Below are 17520 nucleotides of genomic sequence, written 5' to 3'. Positions count from 1 at the left end.
TCTCGCGGCTTGCCCGCATTCCGACCGGGAGTATAGAGGAATGAGGTCGTCGATTAAACCATCGGAGAAAGCCAAAATGCCGCGCCAGGGAAACAAGCTCACCGACATGGCTCAACTCCTGGAGATCCTCGATCTCGAAAAGATCGAGGAAGGCAAGTATCGCGGCGCAAGCCCCGATGTCGGCTGGCAGCGGGTGTTCGGCGGGCTGGTGATCTCACAGGCCCTGGTCGCCGCCTGCCGCACCGCGCCCGAAGGCCGGCATGTCCATTCGCTGCACGCCTACTTTCTGCGTCCCGGCGATCCCTCTTTGCCGATCCTCTATGAAGTCGAGAACATGCGCGACGGCGGCAGCTTCTCGACGCGGCGGGCGATCGCCATCCAGCGTGGCAAACCGATCTTCGCATTGTCGGCCTCGTTCCAGATCGACGAATCGGGCCTTACCCACCAGATCGACATGCCCGACGTGCCCGCTCCCGAGACGCTGCCGGACGCTCGGGAACTCTACGAGACCTACCTCAAGCAGGCGCCCGACCACGTGCGGGCTTATTGGCTGCGCGAGCGCCCCGTCGAGGTGCGCCCGGTGTCGATGACGCATTATGTCTCGCGTGAAAGACTGACGCCGTCCCAGCATATCTGGATCAAGGGCAACGGCGCGCCGCCGGCAGACCGGGCGCTCCGCGCCGCCGTCCTCGCCTATCTCTCGGACATGACCCTGCTCGACACCGCGCTCTTCGCCCATGGCCAATCGGTGTTCGACCGCGACATCCAGGCGGCCAGCCTTGACCACGCGATGTGGTTCCACGCCGAGGACCCGCTGGACGACTGGCTGCTCTATACGCAGGACAGTCCCTTCGCCGGCGGCGCGCGGGGGTTGAGCCGCGGCGCGATATATAACCGTTCAGGACGCCTGATCGCCTCCACCGCGCAGGAAGGTTTGATTCGCAAACGAGCAGATGATTAATTCATAGGCGTTTTTTGATTTTTGCACTTTTCTTGAGCGGTTAATGTCGAGTTAACTGCCTTCTTTTTGATCCAGAAACAAATATCTCATATTTTTCAACCGCTTAAAATTGCGGCGCGAATCTGGCACGCGCTTTGTATTGGTATAGGCAGTCACGGGAGGGCTTCAGACTTTTTCCCGAGATCACGGAGAGGCGGATCCCCGCCGGCATGTTCGTCAAAGGATGGGAAACCAGATGAAAATTGTGATGGCCATTATCAAGCCGTTCAAGCTCGACGAGGTGCGCGAAGCCCTCACGGCTGTCGGCATTCAAGGCCTGACCGTAACCGAAGTGAAGGGCTACGGGCGGCAGAAGGGACACACGGAAATCTATCGCGGCACCGAATACGCCGTCAGCTTCCTGCCGAAGCTGAAGATCGAACTCGCCGTATCGGGCGAACTGGTCGACAAGGCGGTCGAAGCGATCGCCGGCGCCGCCAAGACCGGCCAGATCGGCGATGGCAAGATCTTCGTCTACTCGATTGACCACGCCGTGCGCATCCGCACCGGCGAAACCGACGCCGAAGCGCTCTGACGTCCGCTATCGTAGGGAGTTATATTTTATGTCCGCAACGAGACTTTCCACTCTTCTGAGCCGCGCGGCGCTTGCCGCCTCGGCCGTGATGGCTCCGGTCGTCGCTTTCGCCCAGGAGGCCGCGCCGGCCGCCGCCGCCGCTGCGCCGGTTCCCGACAAGGGCGACAGCGCCTTCATGTTCCTCGCCACCATCCTCGTGCTGTTCATGGCCGTTCCCGGCCTGGGCCTGTTCTACGGCGGCCTCGTGCGCGCCAAGAACATGCTGTCGGTGCTGATGCAGTGCACCGTGATCGCGGCCGTCGTAATGATCGCCTGGGTCGTCTACGGCTACTCCTTCGCCTTCGGCGGCGGCGCGAACCCCTTCTTCGGCGGTTTCGCCAAGATGTTCCTCTCCGGCGTGACCAAGGACACGACCGCGGCCACCTTCAGCCAGGGCGTCGTGATCCCGGAATATCTGTTCGTGCTGTTCCAGATGACCTTCGCCGCCATTACCCCGGCGCTGATCATCGGCGCCTTCGCAGAACGCATCAAGTTCTCGGCCTCGATCCTCTTCGCGCTGCTCTGGGTGACCGTGGTCTATTTCCCGATCGCGCATATGGTCTGGGACGCCAACGGCTACCTTTTCGGCAAGGGCGCGCTTGATTTCGCCGGCGGCACCGTCGTGCATATCAATGCGGGCGTTGCTGGCCTCATCGGCGCGATCATGGTCGGCAAGCGCATCGGCTTCGGCAAGGACATGATGGCTCCGCATTCGATGACGCTGACCTATGTCGGCGCAGCGATGCTGTGGTTCGGCTGGTTCGGCTTCAACGCCGGCTCCAACCTCGAGGCCTCGGGCGGCGCATGGCTCGCCACCGTCAACACCTTCCTCGCCACCGCCGCCGCGATCCTGTCCTGGTCGGCCGTCGAAGCCTTCACCCGCGGCAAGGCCTCCATGCTCGGCGCTGCGTCCGGCATGATCGCCGGCCTCGTGGCCGTCACCCCGGCCGCCGGCATCGTCGGCCCGATGGGCGCGATCGTCATGGGCCTCATCGTCTCACCGCTGTGCTACTTCTTCGTCTCCGTGGTGAAGAACAAGTTCGGTTATGACGACACCGCCGACGTGTTCGGCGTCCATGGCGTGGGCGGCATCTTCGGCGCCATCGCCACCGGCATCTTCGCCTCCGCTTCTCTCGGCGGCATCGGTTACGCCGGCGAACAGACCATGGGCGGCCAGCTCTGGGTGCAGATCGAAGCGGTGGTGATCACCATCCTGTGGACCGGCATCGGTTCGGCGATCCTCTACAAGATCGTCGATCTGATCGTCGGTCTGCGCGTGCCGGTGGAAGCCGAACGCGAAGGTCTCGACCTCGCCTCGCATGGCGAAGCCGCCTACCACAACTGAGATTGCGCGCGGCGCCGGTCTTCCGGCGCCGCACCGCCCGGTCGGGGCTTCATCCTCCTTCCCGCCCCGACCGGCGCCATCCTCCCAGGCGGCCGCATGCGCATGCAGGGCTGCTACCTTCCACCCGGGATCGTCACGCGTCCCGGGTTTTTTCGTGTCCGCAGACACGAAAAAGCCGGCGGGTGACCGCCGGCTCGAAATTTGGGAAAGTCTGGCTGGATCAGCCGCGCGCCCAGGCCGGCAGCCACTCGCCATGCGCCTTCAAGAGGTCGTCGGTGAGCGCCCAGATCTGGTCGAGATCGAGCTCGGCGGCCGTATGCGGATCCATCATCGCGGCATGATAGATATGCTCGCGATTCTCCGTCAGTAGCGCCTTCACCGTCAGCTCCTGCACGTTGATGTTGGTGCGGATGAGCGCGGTAAGCTGCGGCGGCAATTCGCCGATATAGGTCGGTTGGATGCCATTGGCGTCGACCAGGCACGGCACTTCGGCCGCGCAATTGGCCGGCAACGAGGTGATGCAGCCATTGTTGCGGATATTGCCGTAGATCACCGAGGGCTGGCCGGTCCAGACCGAGTTGACGATTTCGGAGGCGTATTCATGGCTCTGCTTGATCTCGATGGTGGGCGAGTTCTTGAGCTCTTCGGCCTCGGTCTTCCAGCGCTCGATCTGCTCGACGCAGCGCTTGGGATATTCATCGAGCGGAATGCCGAATTTCTCGATCAGGTCCTCGCGGCCCTCCTTGATGAAATAGGGCGTGTATTCGGCGAAATGCTCCGAGCTCTCGGTGACGAAATAGCCGAGACGCGTCAGCATTTCATAACGCACCTTGTTGGGGCAACGCGGATTCCAATGGCTCGGCTTGGGGAAGCGTCCTTCGCGATAGCCCTTTAGCAGCTCCGGATAGAGGTTCTTGAAGGAGCCGTCCGGCTGGCGATGCTCGAAATTGAGGTAGAAGGCCATGTGATTGATGCCGGCGGCGCGATAGCGGATCTCCTCGACCGGGATGTCCAGATCGCGCGCCAGTTCCCAGGCGGTGCCCTGGACGGAATGGCAGAGGCCTACCTGCTTGATCGTGGGGTACTTTTCCGCGATCGCCCAGGTGTTGATGGCCATCGGGTTGACATATTGCAGCATGATCGCGTTCGGGCAGACCTCGAGCATGTCCTCGCAGATCGACCAGAGATGGGGCACGGTGCGCAGGCCGCGCATGATGCCGCCGATGCCGAGCGTGTCGGCGATGGTCTGGCGCAGGCCATACGTCTTCGGCACTTCGAAATCGGTGACGGTGCAGGGCTCGAAGCCGCCGATCTGGAAGGCGACGACGACGAAATCAGCGCCTTCCAGCGCCTTCTTCTGATTGTCGTAGGTTTCGACCTTGGCGCTGGCTCCGAGGGTGGAGACCAGCTTGCCCGCCACCACTTCGCTTTCGGCGAGGCGCTCGGGATTGATGTCCATCAGCGCCACCGTCGCGCTCGAAAGCGCCGGCCGCTGCAGGATGTCGCCGATGATGTTCTTCATGAACACGGTGGAACCCGCGCCGATGAAGGTGATCCTGGGATTTCTCGTCATTTTGTGCTGTCTCCTTGCGAGGGATGCGCCGATTGCGCGCACCATAATCCTCGTCTAATCAGGAGGTAAGAGGATAGTTGTGCTGCAAAGGGTAATATCGTGCTCTCCGATCTCATCGCCGCCGGCCCCTATCTGCAAACGCCGCCCCGGGGCGGCGCGCCTTTCGTCATCTACCCGACCGGATGCGGCTACGAAAAAGGCGCGGGCCCGATTATGACTGGGACGGGCGAAAGCGCGGCGCGGAACCTTTCACCATATTTCAATATACGATCTCTGGAGCGGGCCGCCTGACCTTTAGCCGCGACCGGCATGTGGTCGGAACGGGGCAAGCGATGCTCCTGATGGTTCCGGAAGATCATCGCTACTGGCTGGAAGAGTGGGAAAACTGGGAATTTTTCTGGGTGTCGCTGCGCGGACCCGAGGCGCTGCGGCTGATGGAGCGGGCGCGGCTTGCTGGAGGCGCGACGCCAGTGATCTCACTCGACGCGGCGGACAGGCTCGCCGGTCTCTGCCTCGATCTCATGCGGGAAGACCTCGATCCCTATCGCGCCTCAAGCCTTGCTTACGCCTTTGCGCTGGCCGCGCTTCAGTCGGTCACCGGCCAGAACGGCGCCCAAGGGGATGCGCCAGAGGGTGTGGCGCGGGTGCTCGCTTATCTCGCGGCTCATCCCGGCAAAGCCATGAGCGTCACGCGCATGGCAGAACTCGCCGGTCTCAGCCGCGCGCATTTCTCCCGACAATTCACGGCGGCGACGGGAGAGACCCCGGCAGATTATCTTCTGCAGGAGAATCTGCGTTACGCTGCGCGGCTTCTCGCTGCCGAGCCGGCGCCCTCGATCCGGGATGTGGCGACGCAAGCCGGCTTCGCCGACGCCAATTACTTCTCGAAGGCGTTCCGGCGGATTTTCGGCGTCACGCCGACCGACTTCAGGGCGTCCGGAATGCATCGCGACCCTGCGCGCCCCTGGGGCAGAGGCTAACACGGTCCACGACAAACCGCCCTCAGCACGGCCATTGCCGCCCGTTTAGAATGATGGTAAAGAAGCGCCATGAGCAAACGCGCGCCAAAGAGATATTTTTTCGTGCTGCAGGACCGAAAACGCCTGCCGCAGCGCTTCTTTGCCGCCCTTTCCGGCCGCGCCACCGCCCATCTCGGCTGATCCCGTCCGTTGACCGCTTCTTGCGGTTCAGCGCCTCGCGACGCCTTTTTCCTTTATACTTCAGCACGGTGAAACCCATGAGCGCACCCCGCACACTCTATGACAAGATCTGGGACGACCACGTCGTCGATCAGCAGGCCGACGGCACCTGTCTCCTCTATATCGATCGCCATCTGGTTCACGAAGTGACCAGCCCGCAGGCGTTCGAAGGCCTGCGCATGACCGGCCGCAAGGTCCGCGCGCCGGAAAAGACGCTCGCGGTCGTCGACCACAATGTGCCGACCTCGCCCGATCGCCATCTCGGCATCAAGAATGAGGAAAGCCGCATCCAGGTCGAGGCCCTCGCCCAGAATGCCGCCGATTTCAACGTCGAATATTATTCGGCCAGCGACAAGCGGCAGGGCATCGTCCACATCGTCGGACCCGAACAGGGTTTCACCCTGCCGGGCATGACCATTGTCTGCGGCGATAGCCACACCTCCACCCATGGCGCCTTCGGCGCGCTGGCGCATGGCATCGGCACGTCGGAAGTGGAACACGTTCTGGCCACCCAGACGCTGATCCAGAAGAAGGCCAAGAACATGCTGGTGCGCGTCGACGGCCAGCTGCCGCCGGGCGTCACCGCCAAGGACATCATCCTCGCCATCATCGGTGAAATCGGCACTGCCGGCGGCACCGGCCATGTCATCGAATTCGCCGGCGAAGCCATCGAGGCGCTGTCGATGGAAGGCCGCATGACGGTTTGCAACATGACGATCGAAGGCGGCGCGCGCGCCGGCCTGATCGCTCCGGACGAAAAAACCTTCGAATACATCAAGGGCAAGCCGCGCGCGCCGCAGGGCGAGGCGCTGGAGAAGGCGATCGAATACTGGAAAACACTGAAATCGGACGAAGGCGCGCATTATGATCGCGTCGTCGTGCTCGACGCCGCCAATCTGCCGCCGATCGTGTCCTGGGGTTCTTCGCCTGAAGACGTCATCTCGGTTCAGGGCGTCGTGCCGAACCCGGACGAGATCACGGATGAAAACAAGCGCACCTCCAAGCAGCGCGCGCTCGACTACATGGGCCTCACCGCCGGCACCAAGATCACCGACATCGCGGTCGACCGGGTGTTCATCGGCTCCTGCACCAATGGCCGCATCGAAGATCTGCGCGCCGTCGCCAAGGTGGTCGAAGGCAAGACGGTTGCCTCGACCGTCTCCGCGATGATCGTGCCCGGTTCCGGCCTCGTCAAGGAACAGGCGGAGGCCGAAGGTCTCGACAAGATCTTCAAGGCCGCCGGTTTCGATTGGCGCGAACCGGGCTGCTCCATGTGCCTGGCCATGAATGACGACCGCCTGAAGCCGGGCGAACGCTGCGCCTCGACCTCGAACCGCAATTTCGAGGGTCGTCAGGGCTTCAAGGGCCGCACGCACCTCGTGTCGCCGGCCATGGCCGCAGCCGCCGCGATCGCCGGACATTTCGTCGACATACGCGAGTGGAATTGATCCGGCCTCGCCGAGCGCTCTCAAACGAACGGGCGGCCCTGAGGGCCGCCCGTTTTGTTTGCGCCCGAACGATCCGCGGCGCATGGCGGAAAAGAAAAACCCGGCGTCTCCGCCGGGTTCAAAGTCTCTATCGGAAACCCGGCTCTCAGGCCGCGACCGACGACAGGCTGTCGAGGTCCGCGATCAGCTGAGAAATCCGTGTGCGGGCCTCATCGTCCGGGGCGCTGGCGAGATCGGCCTGCGCGACTTCTATCCGCTTGGCCAACTGATCCTTGCGGAATTCGCTGACCGGCAGCGCCGATTCGGCAAGCAGGGTGCAGCCCGACGGCACGATGTCGGCGAAGCCGCCGAACACCACGAATTTCTGGGTCTGTCCGGAGGCTTCCTTGACGGTGACCACGCCGGGGCGGATCGTCGTCATGAAAGGCGCGTGATTGGCCATCACCGCCATTTCGCCTTCGGTCGCCGGAAGGACCACTTCGGTCGCGCTTGCCGACATGAGCAGGCGCTCCGGAGAGACAAGTTCGAAACTGAAGCTATCAGCCATGATCACTCACTCTTTCGTGTCGGAGACGGCGCGGCCGGAAGACCGCGCCAGAGATTATCAGGCGGCTTCGGCAGCCAGCTTCTTGGCCTTTTCGACCGCTTCGTCCATCGAGCCGACCATGTAGAAGGCGGCTTCCGGCAGGTGATCGTATTCGCCGTTGACCAGGCCCTTGAAGCCCTTGATCGTGTCTTCGAGCGAGACGAGCTTGCCCGGCGAACCGGTGAAGACTTCGGCGACGTGGAACGGCTGCGACAGGAAGCGCTCGATCTTGCGGGCGCGGGCGACGGTCAGCTTGTCGTCCTCCGACAGTTCATCCATGCCGAGGATGGCGATGATGTCCTGCAGAGACTTGTAGCGCTGCAGGGTCGACTGCACCTTACGAGCCACTTCGTAGTGCTCTTCGCCGACGATCATCGGGTCGAGCATGCGCGAGGTGGAATCGAGCGGGTCAACCGCCGGATAGATGCCCTTTTCGGCGATCGAGCGGCTGAGAACGGTCGTCGCGTCCAAGTGGGCGAAGGAGGTGGCCGGCGCCGGGTCGGTCAAGTCGTCGGCGGGCACGTAGATGGCCTGCACCGAGGTGATCGAACCCTTGTTGGTGGTGGTGATGCGTTCCTGCAGAGCGCCCATGTCGGTGGCGAGCGTCGGCTGATAACCCACGGCCGAAGGAATACGGCCGAGCAGCGCCGACACTTCCGAACCCGCCTGGGTGAAGCGGAAGATGTTGTCCACGAAGAACAGCACGTCCTGGCCCTTGTCGCGGAAGTCTTCCGCGATGGTCAGGCCGGTCAGAGCGACGCGGGCGCGCGCGCCCGGCGGCTCGTTCATCTGGCCGTAAACCAGCGCGCATTTGGAGCCGGCGGCGGAACCGCCATGTTCGCGCGGATCGACGTTGACCTTGGACTCGATCATTTCGTGATAGAGGTCGTTGCCTTCGCGGGTGCGCTCGCCAACGCCGGCGAACACGGAGTAACCGCCGTGGGCCTTGGCGACGTTGTTGATCAGTTCCATGATCAGAACGGTCTTGCCGACGCCTGCGCCGCCGAACAGGCCGATCTTGCCGCCCTTGGCGTAAGGAGCCAGGAGGTCGACGACCTTGATGCCGGTGACGAGGATCTGCGCTTCCGTGGACTGCTCGACATATTCGGGAGCGGCCTGGTGGATCGCGCGGCGTGCTTCGGTCGGGACCGGGCCGAGTTCGTCGACCGGCTCGCCGATGACGTTCAGGATGCGGCCGAGCGTTTCGTCGCCGACCGGCACCGAGATCGGCGCGCCGGTGTCGGACACGGGCTGGCCGCGCACGAGACCTTCGGTGGAGTCCATCGCGATGGTGCGGACGGTGTTTTCGCCGAGATGCTGCGCCACTTCGAGAACGAGGCGGTTGCCGCCGTTGTCGGTTTCGAGCGCGTTCAGGATCGGCGGCAGAGCGCCTTCGAACGAGACGTCAACGACGGCGCCGATGACCTGGGTCACCTTGCCGGCGGCGGACTGGGTAGCTGCCGTAGCCATATTCATACCCTCTTTTCTTGTAGATCAGAGCGCTTCCGCGCCTGCGATGATTTCGATCAGTTCGGTGGTGATTTTCGCCTGACGCTGGCGGTTGTAGCTGAGCGTCAGTTTGTTGATCATCTCACCGGCGTTGCGCGTGGCGTTGTCCATAGCGCTCATCTTGGCGCCCATTTCGCCGGCGACATTCTCGAGCAGAGCCCGGAAGATCTGCACGGTGATGGCGCGCGGGATGAGATCGCCGAGGATGGCGCCTGCGTCCGGCTCGTAATCGTAAACTGCCGACGCCGAGGTCGTGTCCGCCGCGGCCACCGCCGGCGCGACGGCCGGGATGAGCTGCAGAGCGGTCGGGATCTGCGAGATCACCGACTTGAACTCGGAATAGAACAGTGTGCAGACGTCGAATTCGCCCTTGTCGAACAGGCTCATCACCTTGCGGCTGATGGCCTCGGCGTTCTCGTAGCCGACCTTCTTGACGTCGCGAAGTTCGACGCGGTCGATGATCAGGCTCGCGAATTCACGGCGCAGGATGTCGTTGCCCTTCTTGCCGACGGTGATGATCTTCACCGTCTTGCCTTCGTTCAGAAGGCGGCGGGCGTGATCGCGCGCGAAACGCGCGATCTGCGAGTTGAAGCCGCCGCACAGACCGCGTTCGGCGGTGCAGACGACCAGCAGATGGGTCTTGTCGGATCCGGTGCCGGTCATCAGGCGCGGCGCGTCGGCGTCCCCGCCCACAGCGCTGACGATGTTCGCCATGACGGCGCCCATGCGCTGTGAATAGGGCCGAGCGGCCTCGGCCGCTTCCTGGGCGCGCCGAAGCTTCGCCGCGGCGACCATTTTCATCGCCTTGGTGATCTTCTGCGTCGCCTTGACGGAAGCGATCCGGTTTTTCAGGTCCTTGAGGGAAGCCATTGGTTCTCCGTCCCAGCTTGTCCGATCAGGCGAACGTCTTGGAGAAGCTGTCGAGAGCGGCCTTCAGCTTGCCCTTGGTGTCGTCGGTGATCTGCTTGTCGGTGCGGATCGCATCGAGGATCGCCTTGCCTTCGGTGCGGAGGTAGCCGAGCAGACCCTGCTCGAACTTGCCGACCTGAGCCACGGTGAGCTTGTCGAGGTAACCGTTGACGCCGGCGAAAATCACCGCAACCTGTTCTTCCGTCTTGAGCGGAGAGAACTGCGGCTGCTTGAAGCAGCTCCGTCAGGCGGGCGCCGCGGTTGAGCAGGCGCTGCGTGGCGGCGTCGAGGTCAGAGCCGAACTGAGCGAAGGCGGCCATTTCGCGATACTGGGCGAGTTCACCCTTGATCGAACCGGCAACCTGCTTCATCGCCTTGATCTGGGCCGACGAACCGACGCGCGACACCGACAGGCCGACGTTCACGGCCGGACGGATGCCCTGATAGAACAGGTCGGTTTCGAGGAAGATCTGGCCGTCGGTGATCGAGATCACGTTGGTCGGGATGAAGGCCGACACGTCGTTGCCCTGGGTCTCGATGACCGGCAGAGCCGTCAGCGAACCGGAGCCGCGCTCGTCGGAGAGCTTGGCGGCGCGTTCGAGCAGACGCGAGTGCAGATAGAAGACGTCGCCCGGATAGGCTTCGCGGCCCGGCGGGCGGCGCAGAAGCAGCGACATCTGGCGATAGGACACGGCCTGCTTGGACAGGTCGTCGTAAGCGATCAGGGCGTGCTGGCCGTTGTCGCGGAAATATTCGCCCATGGCGCAGCCCGCGAACGGTGCGAGATACTGCATCGGCGCCGGATCGGACGCGGTCGCCGCGATCACGATCGAATATTTCAGCGCGCCGCGCTCTTCGAGAACCTTGACGAATTGTGCGACGGTCGAACGCTTCTGGCCGACGGCGACGTAGACGCAGAACAGCTTGTCGTTGTCCGGGCCGTTGTCGTGGATCGGCTTCTGGTTCAGGAACGTGTCGAGAATGATGGCGGTCTTGCCGGTCTGGCGGTCGCCGATCACGAGTTCGCGCTGGCCGCGGCCGACCGGGATGAGCGCATCGATGGCCTTGAGGCCGGTCGACATCGGCTCATGGACCGACTTGCGCGGAATGATGCCCGGAGCCTTGATGTCGACGCGCGAACGGCGCGTCGCATTGATCGGGCCCTTGCCGTCGATCGGGTTGCCGAGGGCGTCGACGACGCGGCCGAGCAGTTCCGGACCGACGGGAACGTCGACGATGGCGCCGGTGCGCTTGACGGTGTCGCCTTCCTTGATGTCACGGTCGGAGCCGAAGATAACCACGCCGACATTGTCGGATTCGAGGTTGAGGGCCATACCGCGAATTCCACCGGGGAATTCGACCATTTCGCCGGCCTGAACATTGTCCAGACCATAGACGCGGGCGATGCCGTCACCGACGGACAACACCTGACCCACTTCGGAGACTTCAGCCTCCTTGCCGAAATTCTTGATCTGGTCCTTGAGAATTGCGGAAATTTCCGCGGCGCGGATATCCATCAGCCAACCTCTTTCAGTGAAAGCTTAAGGGTAGAAAGTTTGGTGCGAAGCGAGGTGTCGATCTGACGCGAACCGAGCTTGACGATCAGGCCGCCAAGGAGAGAAGGGTCCACGGCAACATTGATCGCCACGTCTTTTCCGGTGACGCTCTTCAACGCCGCCTTCAATTCTTGTTCCTGCTCGGATGTCAGAGCATGGGCCGAAGTCACTTCGGCGACTGCCTCGCCGCGATGGCGGGCGTAGATGGTGCGATAGCCGCGGATCATGCCGGGCACGGCGAACAGGCGGCGGTTCGACGCCGCGACCTTGATCAGGTTGCCCGCGAGACCGCCGATGCCGGCCTTGTCGAGAATGGCGGAGATCGCGCGCAGCTGCTCGTCGGCGCCGAACACCGGGCTCGTCACGAGACGGCGCAGATCCTCCGACTCATCCAGAAGCGCCTGGAAGCGATCGAGCGCGCTGGCGACGTCGCCCGCGGCGTTCTGCTCCAGCGCCAGTTCGAAGAGGGACGAGGCATAACGTTCTGCCACGCCAGACACGATTTGCGATGACTCTGCCACGCGCCGAGTTTCCCTATTTCTCTTCAGGCTCATGGGCCCGGCGCACCGAATCCAAGAACCTGAAAATGTTGCATTATTTTCGGAATTTCCCTGAGCGCAGACGCTCAACTCCCCAAAAACTCGCAAGCCATCTAGCATAGCTCCACAGGACTCGCAACACAGGATGTTGCGGCCAATCGCGGCAGAATCGCATTTATTTGCCAATTTACGGAGCGTTTGGCCTCTGCGTTGGAATTTTTTTCCCTTTGAAGCCTCGGACCGGCCTCAAATCATCCCCGCGAAGCCCCAGGCAAGCGCCGCCGCAGCCAGCAAGGACAGAACGAGAATAATCAACGAAAACGGATAGTTGCCACGATTGAGCGTCAGCGCTGCGATCCGACCGACACCCGAGACGATCAGCGCCGCGACCATTCCCATGGCCAGAAACAGATGGGCGACGTAAAGGCTTTCAGTCAGTCCTGCGACATAGATTCCCAGAAGACCAAGCGCGAGAAGAATTCCGCCTGCCGAGCGGATCGGGCCATGACCGGCCTGTGCGAGGAAGGCCAGACCGGCAGCGCGGGCGCTCACCCTGGGCATGAACATGATGACGAGGCCGGCGAATGCGAGAGCTGCATAGGCGTAAGCCGACAGTTGCGTCTGGAACTCGACCGGCCATAAAAGGCTCCGGCTTCCGCGAGAGCTTCCGGAAGTCGCGCCGCAAGCGCCCCGGCCATAATGGCCTGCAAAACGAGCATGACGATATTGACGAGGCTCGCCGCCTGATCGGACATCAGCGACAAGAGCCTGCCGAAAGCGCCGAGGCCGAGCGACAACCCCAGCGCTGCGTAGAGAATGGGTTGATCGAGAAGCAAGGTCGCGGCGGCGATGCCGGCCAGAAATCCTCCGGCCGGGCGCAGCTCGCCGATCGCGCCGACCCGACCCGACTGCAGCCCGATCAGGCGGCCCATGCGTTGCGGGATGATCAGGTAGAGGAGTCCGAAAGCGAGCGCGAGAGCGGCCGAAACGAAGGCCGCCTGTCCGACGGGGGTCGCGGGAAATTCGGGGAGGGAGAATTCCATATACGCCTCTCTGCTGCTTCGCTCCTTATGGCATAGGCGACAGCCGCTGAGAATCGGGCCGAACGAGAATGCTGTGACTTTCGCCTCTGGATGAAGAGGCGATCAGAGAAAGCTCTGCGGATCGATATCCAGTTGCACCTGCACGGAGCCGCGCTCCTTCGGTCCCTGCTCGACCATGGCGCGCACAAAGGCCTGCATGTCCGATCCGCGCCGGCCATGGATCAGCAGACGGAACCGGTGACGCCCGCGCACCAGGGCCAGCGGCGCTTCAGCCGGCCCCAGCACGCTCAAGCCCGACATCTGCGGAGCGGCCTGCCGGAGGCTTCGGGCATGGGCTTCTGCGTCGTTGCGGCTGTCGGCGGAAACGATGATCGAGGCGAGCCGTCCGAAGGGCGGCATCAGCGCCTTTTCCCGCTCGAGAATCTCGCGTTCGTAAAAGGCTTCGGAGTCGCCCGACACGATGGCCTGCATCACCGGATGGCCGGGCTGATAGGTCTGGATCAGGCCCCGGCTCTGAAGCCCGCTGCGACCGGCGCGGCCGGTGACTTGCGACAGAAGCTGGAATGTCCGCTCGGCGGCGCGCGGATCGCCATTGGCGAGACCGAGATCGGCGTCGACGATGCCGACCAGCGTCATTTTCGGAAAGTTGTGGCCTTTAGCGACCAGTTGCGTGCCGATGACGATGTCGGCGTCGCCCTTGGCGATCGCCTCCAGCTCCAGCCTCAGCCGTTTCACCCCGCCGGCCATATCCGACGAGAGCACGATGATGCGGCTTTCGGGAAAGCTCTTCTCCACCTCCTCGGCGATGCGCTCGACGCCGGGGCCGCAGGCCGCGAGATGATCGAGCGCGCCGCATTCCGGGCAGGCGTCCGGGCTCTTCTCGTTGTGGCCACAATGGTGGCACTGCAGAACGCCGCGAAAGCGATGTTCGACCAGCCAGGCGGAACAATTCGGACACTGGAAGCGATGGCCGCAGACCCGGCAGAGCGTCAGCGGCGCATAGCCGCGGCGATTGAGGAAGAGCAGCGATTGCTCGCCGCGCTCCAGGGTCTTGGCCATGCCCTTCAGCATGATCGGCGACAGAAAGCCGCCGCCGCGCCGGCGGATGGCGACGCATGTCGACGAGATGAAGATCCGGCAGCGCCGCGCCGCCGAAACGCCCGGGAAGGTGCACTTTCTCATACCGTCCCTGATCGGCGTTGACCCGGCTTTCGACCGAGGGCGTCGCAGACGCCAGCACCACGGGGAAACCTCCGATGCGGCCGCGCACCACCGCCATGTCGCGCGCATTATAGAAGACGCGGTCTTCCTGTTTGTAGGCGGGATCATGCTCTTCATCGACGATGATCAGGCCGAGATTCTCGAACGGAAGGAAAAGCGCCGAGCGTGCGCCGGCGACGACCCTCACCCTGCCCTCGGCCGCCTGGCGCCAGACGCGCTCGCGCATGCGCGGCGGCAGATCCGAATGCCATTCGGCGGGTTTGGCGCCGAAGCGATCCTGAAACCGTTCGAGAAAGGCGGGCGTGAGCGCGATTTCCGGCAGCAGGATCAGCGCCTGCTTGCCCTGGCGGATCGCCTCGGCGATCGCCTCGAAATAGACCTCGGTTTTGCCCGATCCGGTGACGCCGTCGATGAGCGTGACGTTGAATTCGCCCCGCTGCACCGAGGCGATCAGCTGGTCGGCGCCTGCGCGCTGATCGGCCTCCAGCTTGGCCTGGGCGTAATCGGCGTCCGGCTCGGCCGTCACCGGCGGCGGCGGAAGAAACACCGGCTCGAACACGCCCTGTTTGGTCAAGCCGTCGATGACGGAAGACGAGACCCCGGCGGCATGCGCCAGACCAGACCGCGTCCAGGCGGGAGCCTCCCCGGCGAGCGCGATCACGCGACCGCGCGCAGGGGTCAACCGCTCCGGCCGGCTGTCGGTGAGCCGAAGCCCTTCCACCATGGGCTCGGGATCGAAGGCGGCGGGCGCGCGCAACGCCATTCGCGCCACCAGCCCCGGCGGCGACAGCGTGTAGCTCGCGACCCAGTCGATGAACTGCCGCATGTCTGTCGTCAGCGGCGGGCAATCGAAAACGGCGGTGATCGGCTTCAGTTTCTTCGGATCGATCTTGTCGGATGGTTCGCCGTCCCAGACCACGCCGAACACCTGGCGCGGCCCGAGCGGGATCTGCACGATCGAGCCCGGCTCGACATGCATGCCCTCGGGCACCGCGTAGGAATAAGGCTTCGGGGTCGGCAAAGGCGCCATGACCGCCGCCACTTTCGGCTGCGGTCTGTCTCCGAACAGGTCGTCGAGCGAATCTCTTGCCATAGCCGTGAAATGGCACATCCGGACCGGCAATGAAAACAGGTCCGGCGTAATTTATCCGTTTCGCCGCGCTTCGCCGGCGCAGCTCTGCCCCGTCATCAGCCTTCGAGCTCCTCGCGAAGAATTTCGAGCTCCAGCCACTCTTCTTCCATGCGGGCGACCTCGTCGCGCGCCTTTTCCAGCCGCGCGGCGATCTTGGAGAAGCCGTCGGGATCGCGCGCAAACAGATTGGGATCGGCCATTTTCGTCTCGAAGGCGGCGATCTCGGCTTCCTTGGCCGCCATCTGCTTGGGCAGGTTCTCGATCGCGAATTTCTGCTTGAAGGACAGCTTTCCCTTGTTCCTGCCGACGTCGGACGAGGCGGCCGGCGCGTCGGCTTTCGCCTGGGCGGCTTTTTCCTTTTCGACCCTCCGGCGCTCGTCGGCCTGGCCCTTGCGTTGCGTCAGCATGTCGGAATAGCCGCCGGCATATTCGATCCAGCGACCATCAGGGTTTTCGGGATCGGCGGGCGCGATGGTCGAAGTCACCGTGCGGTCGAGGAAGTCGCGGTCGTGGCTGACGAGGATGACCGTGCCCTGATAGCCGGAGACGACCTCCTGCAACAGATCCAGCGTTTCGATGTCGAGATCGTTGGTCGGCTCGTCGAGGATCAGCAGGTTGGACGGCCGGGCGAGAATGCGCGCCATGATAAGTCTGGCCCGCTCGCCCCCGACAGATTGAGGATCGGCGTACGCGCCTGCTCCGGCTGGAACAGGAACTCCTTCATATAACCTGTGACGTGCCGCTGGACGCCGTTGACCAGCAGATTTTCGCCGCGACCATCGGTCAGGTAATTGGCGAGCGTGTCGGTGAGGTCGAGATCTTCGCGTTTCTGGTCGAGCGTGGCGATGTCGAGATTGGTGCCGAGCTTGATCGTTCCAGAATCCGGCTCGAGCTGTCCGGTGAGCATCTTGAGCAGCGTGGTCTTTCCCGCGCCGTTGGGGCCAACGAGACCGATGCAATCGCCGCGATGCACACGCAGCGAAAACGGCGCGACGATCGCGCGGTCGCCATAGCTCTTGGTGATCTTGTCGGCCTCGATCACCAGCTTTCCGCTTTCGCGTCCTTCGGAGACGGTCGCCTGCACCGAGCCGACCGCGCCTTTGTGACTGCGGTGACGATGGCGCATGTCCTGCAATTCGCCGAGCCGGCGCATATTGCGCTTGCGTCGGGCGGTGACGCCATAGCGCAACCAGTGCTCTTCGCGTTCGATGGCCTTGCCGAGCTTGTGCTGCTCCATTTCCTCTTCTTCGAGCACTTTGTCGCGCCAGGCTTCGAAATGGCCGAAGCCGCGATCGAGCCTCCTGGCGACGCCGCGATCGAGCCAGATGGTGGCGGTTGAGACTTTTTCGAGAAAGCGCCGGTCGTGGGAGATCAGGATCAGCGCGCTCTTGGTCTTCATCAACTCGCCTTCCAGCCATTCGATGGTCGGCAGGTCGAGATGGTTGGTCGGCTCGTCGAGCAGGAGAATATCGGGTTCCGGCGCCATGACCCGGGCGAGCGCGGCGCGACGGGCTTCGCCGCCCGAGAGATTGGCGGGGCTCGATGCGCCGTCGAGACCGAGATGCTCAAGAAGATAGGTGACGCGATAGGGATCGTCGGAGGGGCCTAGACCTGCGGCGGCATAGGCTTCGATCGTGGCGTAGCCCTCGAAATCCGGCGCCTGATGCAGATAACGAACCGTCGAGGCCGGATGGCGAAACACCTCGCCCGATTGCGGCTCGACCAGGCTGGCGGCCATCTTGAGCAGCGTCGATTTGCCCGAACCATTGCGACCGACCAGGCAGACGCGCTCGCCGGGTTCGAGCTGGAAGCTGACGCCGTTCAGAAGCGGCGCGCCGCCGAAGCTCAGGTGAATGTCGTCAAGCTTGAGAATGGGCGGGGCCAAG

12 protein-coding genes and 3 pseudogenes are annotated in these 17520 nt (G+C 63.4%); 5 read left to right on the top strand and 10 right to left on the bottom strand.

Going from position 1 to position 17520, the window contains the following annotated elements:
* Positions 1-76: 76 nt before the first annotated feature.
* From H2O14_RS13950 to H2O14_RS13940, 3 genes are all read left to right on the top strand, one after another.
* The gene (locus H2O14_RS13950; protein ID WP_210275450.1) at positions 77-961 is read left to right on the top strand and encodes an acyl-CoA thioesterase II; all 885 of its coding nucleotides are present in this window, start codon (positions 77-79) and stop codon (positions 959-961) included.
* Between the two features lie 223 nt (positions 962-1184).
* Positions 1185-1535, top strand: coding sequence for a P-II family nitrogen regulator (locus tag H2O14_RS13945; RefSeq protein ID WP_170976542.1), 351 nt, complete (start codon positions 1185-1187; stop codon positions 1533-1535).
* Positions 1536-1563: 28 nt separating this feature from the next.
* Positions 1564-2919 carry an ammonium transporter gene (locus H2O14_RS13940; RefSeq protein WP_182828128.1) on the top strand — a complete coding sequence of 452 codons (1356 nt, stop codon included), beginning with the start codon at positions 1564-1566 and terminating at the stop codon, positions 2917-2919.
* A 220-nt stretch (positions 2920-3139) separates the two neighbouring features.
* Here H2O14_RS13940 and H2O14_RS13935 read toward each other — a convergent pair whose 3' ends face one another.
* Positions 3140-4492: an alpha-glucosidase/alpha-galactosidase gene (locus H2O14_RS13935; RefSeq protein ID WP_182828127.1), complete on the bottom strand. Its 1353-nt coding sequence runs from the start codon at positions 4490-4492 to the stop codon at positions 3140-3142.
* A gap of 182 nt (positions 4493-4674) precedes the next feature.
* Here H2O14_RS13935 and H2O14_RS13930 point away from each other — a divergent pair, with 182 nt between their 5' ends.
* Entirely contained in the window at positions 4675-5472 is a 798-nt protein-coding gene (locus H2O14_RS13930) for an AraC family transcriptional regulator (RefSeq protein WP_182828126.1), read from the top strand.
* A gap of 257 nt (positions 5473-5729) precedes the next feature.
* Entirely contained in the window at positions 5730-7139 is a 1410-nt protein-coding gene (gene leuC, locus H2O14_RS13925; RefSeq protein ID WP_182828125.1) for a 3-isopropylmalate dehydratase large subunit, read from the top strand.
* Positions 7140-7284: 145 nt separating this feature from the next.
* Here leuC and H2O14_RS13920 read toward each other — a convergent pair whose 3' ends face one another.
* The 9 genes and pseudogenes from H2O14_RS13920 to H2O14_RS28490 form a co-directional block, all read right to left on the bottom strand.
* Complete coding sequence (locus tag H2O14_RS13920; protein WP_182828124.1) at positions 7285-7686, bottom strand: F0F1 ATP synthase subunit epsilon; 402 nt, start codon at positions 7684-7686, stop codon at positions 7285-7287.
* A 57-nt stretch (positions 7687-7743) separates the two neighbouring features.
* A complete protein-coding gene (gene atpD / locus H2O14_RS13915) occupies positions 7744-9195 on the bottom strand; it encodes a F0F1 ATP synthase subunit beta (RefSeq protein WP_182828123.1) in 1452 nt (483 codons plus the stop codon).
* 24 nt (positions 9196-9219) lie between these two features.
* On the bottom strand, positions 9220-10104 hold the full coding sequence (locus H2O14_RS13910) for a F0F1 ATP synthase subunit gamma (protein WP_182828122.1): 885 nt from the start codon (positions 10102-10104) through the stop codon (positions 9220-9222).
* A 25-nt stretch (positions 10105-10129) separates the two neighbouring features.
* A pseudogene (atpA, locus tag H2O14_RS13905) lies at positions 10130-11660 on the bottom strand (F0F1 ATP synthase subunit alpha).
* Positions 11660-12253 (bottom strand): F0F1 ATP synthase subunit delta, encoded by a 594-nt coding sequence (locus tag H2O14_RS13900; RefSeq protein ID WP_246697601.1) that lies wholly within the window; start codon positions 12251-12253, stop codon positions 11660-11662. The pseudogene atpA and the gene H2O14_RS13900 overlap by 1 nt, the downstream one beginning before the upstream one ends.
* A gap of 231 nt (positions 12254-12484) precedes the next feature.
* Positions 12485-12805 carry a hypothetical protein gene (locus H2O14_RS13895; RefSeq protein WP_182828120.1) on the bottom strand — a complete coding sequence of 107 codons (321 nt, stop codon included), beginning with the start codon at positions 12803-12805 and terminating at the stop codon, positions 12485-12487.
* Positions 12787-13281 carry a DUF4345 family protein gene (locus H2O14_RS13890; RefSeq protein ID WP_182828119.1) on the bottom strand — a complete coding sequence of 165 codons (495 nt, stop codon included), beginning with the start codon at positions 13279-13281 and terminating at the stop codon, positions 12787-12789. The genes H2O14_RS13895 and H2O14_RS13890 overlap by 19 nt, the downstream gene beginning before the upstream one ends.
* 102 nt (positions 13282-13383) lie before the next feature.
* Positions 13384-15595 (bottom strand): annotated as a pseudogene (locus H2O14_RS13885) (primosomal protein N').
* 95 nt (positions 15596-15690) lie between these two features.
* A pseudogene (locus tag H2O14_RS28490) lies at positions 15691-17519 on the bottom strand (ABC-F family ATP-binding cassette domain-containing protein).
* Position 17520 lies beyond the last annotated feature (1 nt).

The organism is Rhizobium sp. G21, from assembly GCF_014158035.1.
Lineage (GTDB): Bacteria > Pseudomonadota > Alphaproteobacteria > Rhizobiales > Rhizobiaceae > Rhizobium_E.
Note: the sequence above shows the minus strand (reverse complement) of the source record. Positions and strands in the feature narration are given on the sequence as shown.

Excerpts from the sequence above, each read along its gene's own strand:
- H2O14_RS13950 (WP_210275450.1), top strand. The coding sequence starts at position 77 with ATGCCGCGCCAGGGAAACAAGCTCACCGACATGGCTCAACTCCTGGAG.
- H2O14_RS13945 (WP_170976542.1), top strand. The coding sequence starts at position 1,185 with ATGGGAAACCAGATGAAAATTGTGATGGCCATTATCAAGCCGTTCAAG.
- H2O14_RS13940 (WP_182828128.1), top strand. The coding sequence starts at position 1,564 with ATGTCCGCAACGAGACTTTCCACTCTTCTGAGCCGCGCGGCGCTTGCC.
- H2O14_RS13935 (WP_182828127.1), bottom strand. The coding sequence starts at position 4,492 with ATGACGAGAAATCCCAGGATCACCTTCATCGGCGCGGGTTCCACCGTG.
- H2O14_RS13930 (WP_182828126.1), top strand. The coding sequence starts at position 4,675 with ATGCGGCTACGAAAAAGGCGCGGGCCCGATTATGACTGGGACGGGCGA.
- leuC (WP_182828125.1), top strand. The coding sequence starts at position 5,730 with ATGAGCGCACCCCGCACACTCTATGACAAGATCTGGGACGACCACGTC.
- H2O14_RS13920 (WP_182828124.1), bottom strand. The coding sequence starts at position 7,686 with ATGGCTGATAGCTTCAGTTTCGAACTTGTCTCTCCGGAGCGCCTGCTC.
- atpD (WP_182828123.1), bottom strand. The coding sequence starts at position 9,195 with ATGGCTACGGCAGCTACCCAGTCCGCCGCCGGCAAGGTGACCCAGGTC.
- H2O14_RS13910 (WP_182828122.1), bottom strand. The coding sequence starts at position 10,104 with ATGGCTTCCCTCAAGGACCTGAAAAACCGGATCGCTTCCGTCAAGGCG.
- H2O14_RS13900 (WP_246697601.1), bottom strand. The coding sequence starts at position 12,253 with ATGAGCCTGAAGAGAAATAGGGAAACTCGGCGCGTGGCAGAGTCATCG.
- H2O14_RS13895 (WP_182828120.1), bottom strand. The coding sequence starts at position 12,805 with ATGTTCATGCCCAGGGTGAGCGCCCGCGCTGCCGGTCTGGCCTTCCTC.
- H2O14_RS13890 (WP_182828119.1), bottom strand. The coding sequence starts at position 13,281 with ATGGAATTCTCCCTCCCCGAATTTCCCGCGACCCCCGTCGGACAGGCG.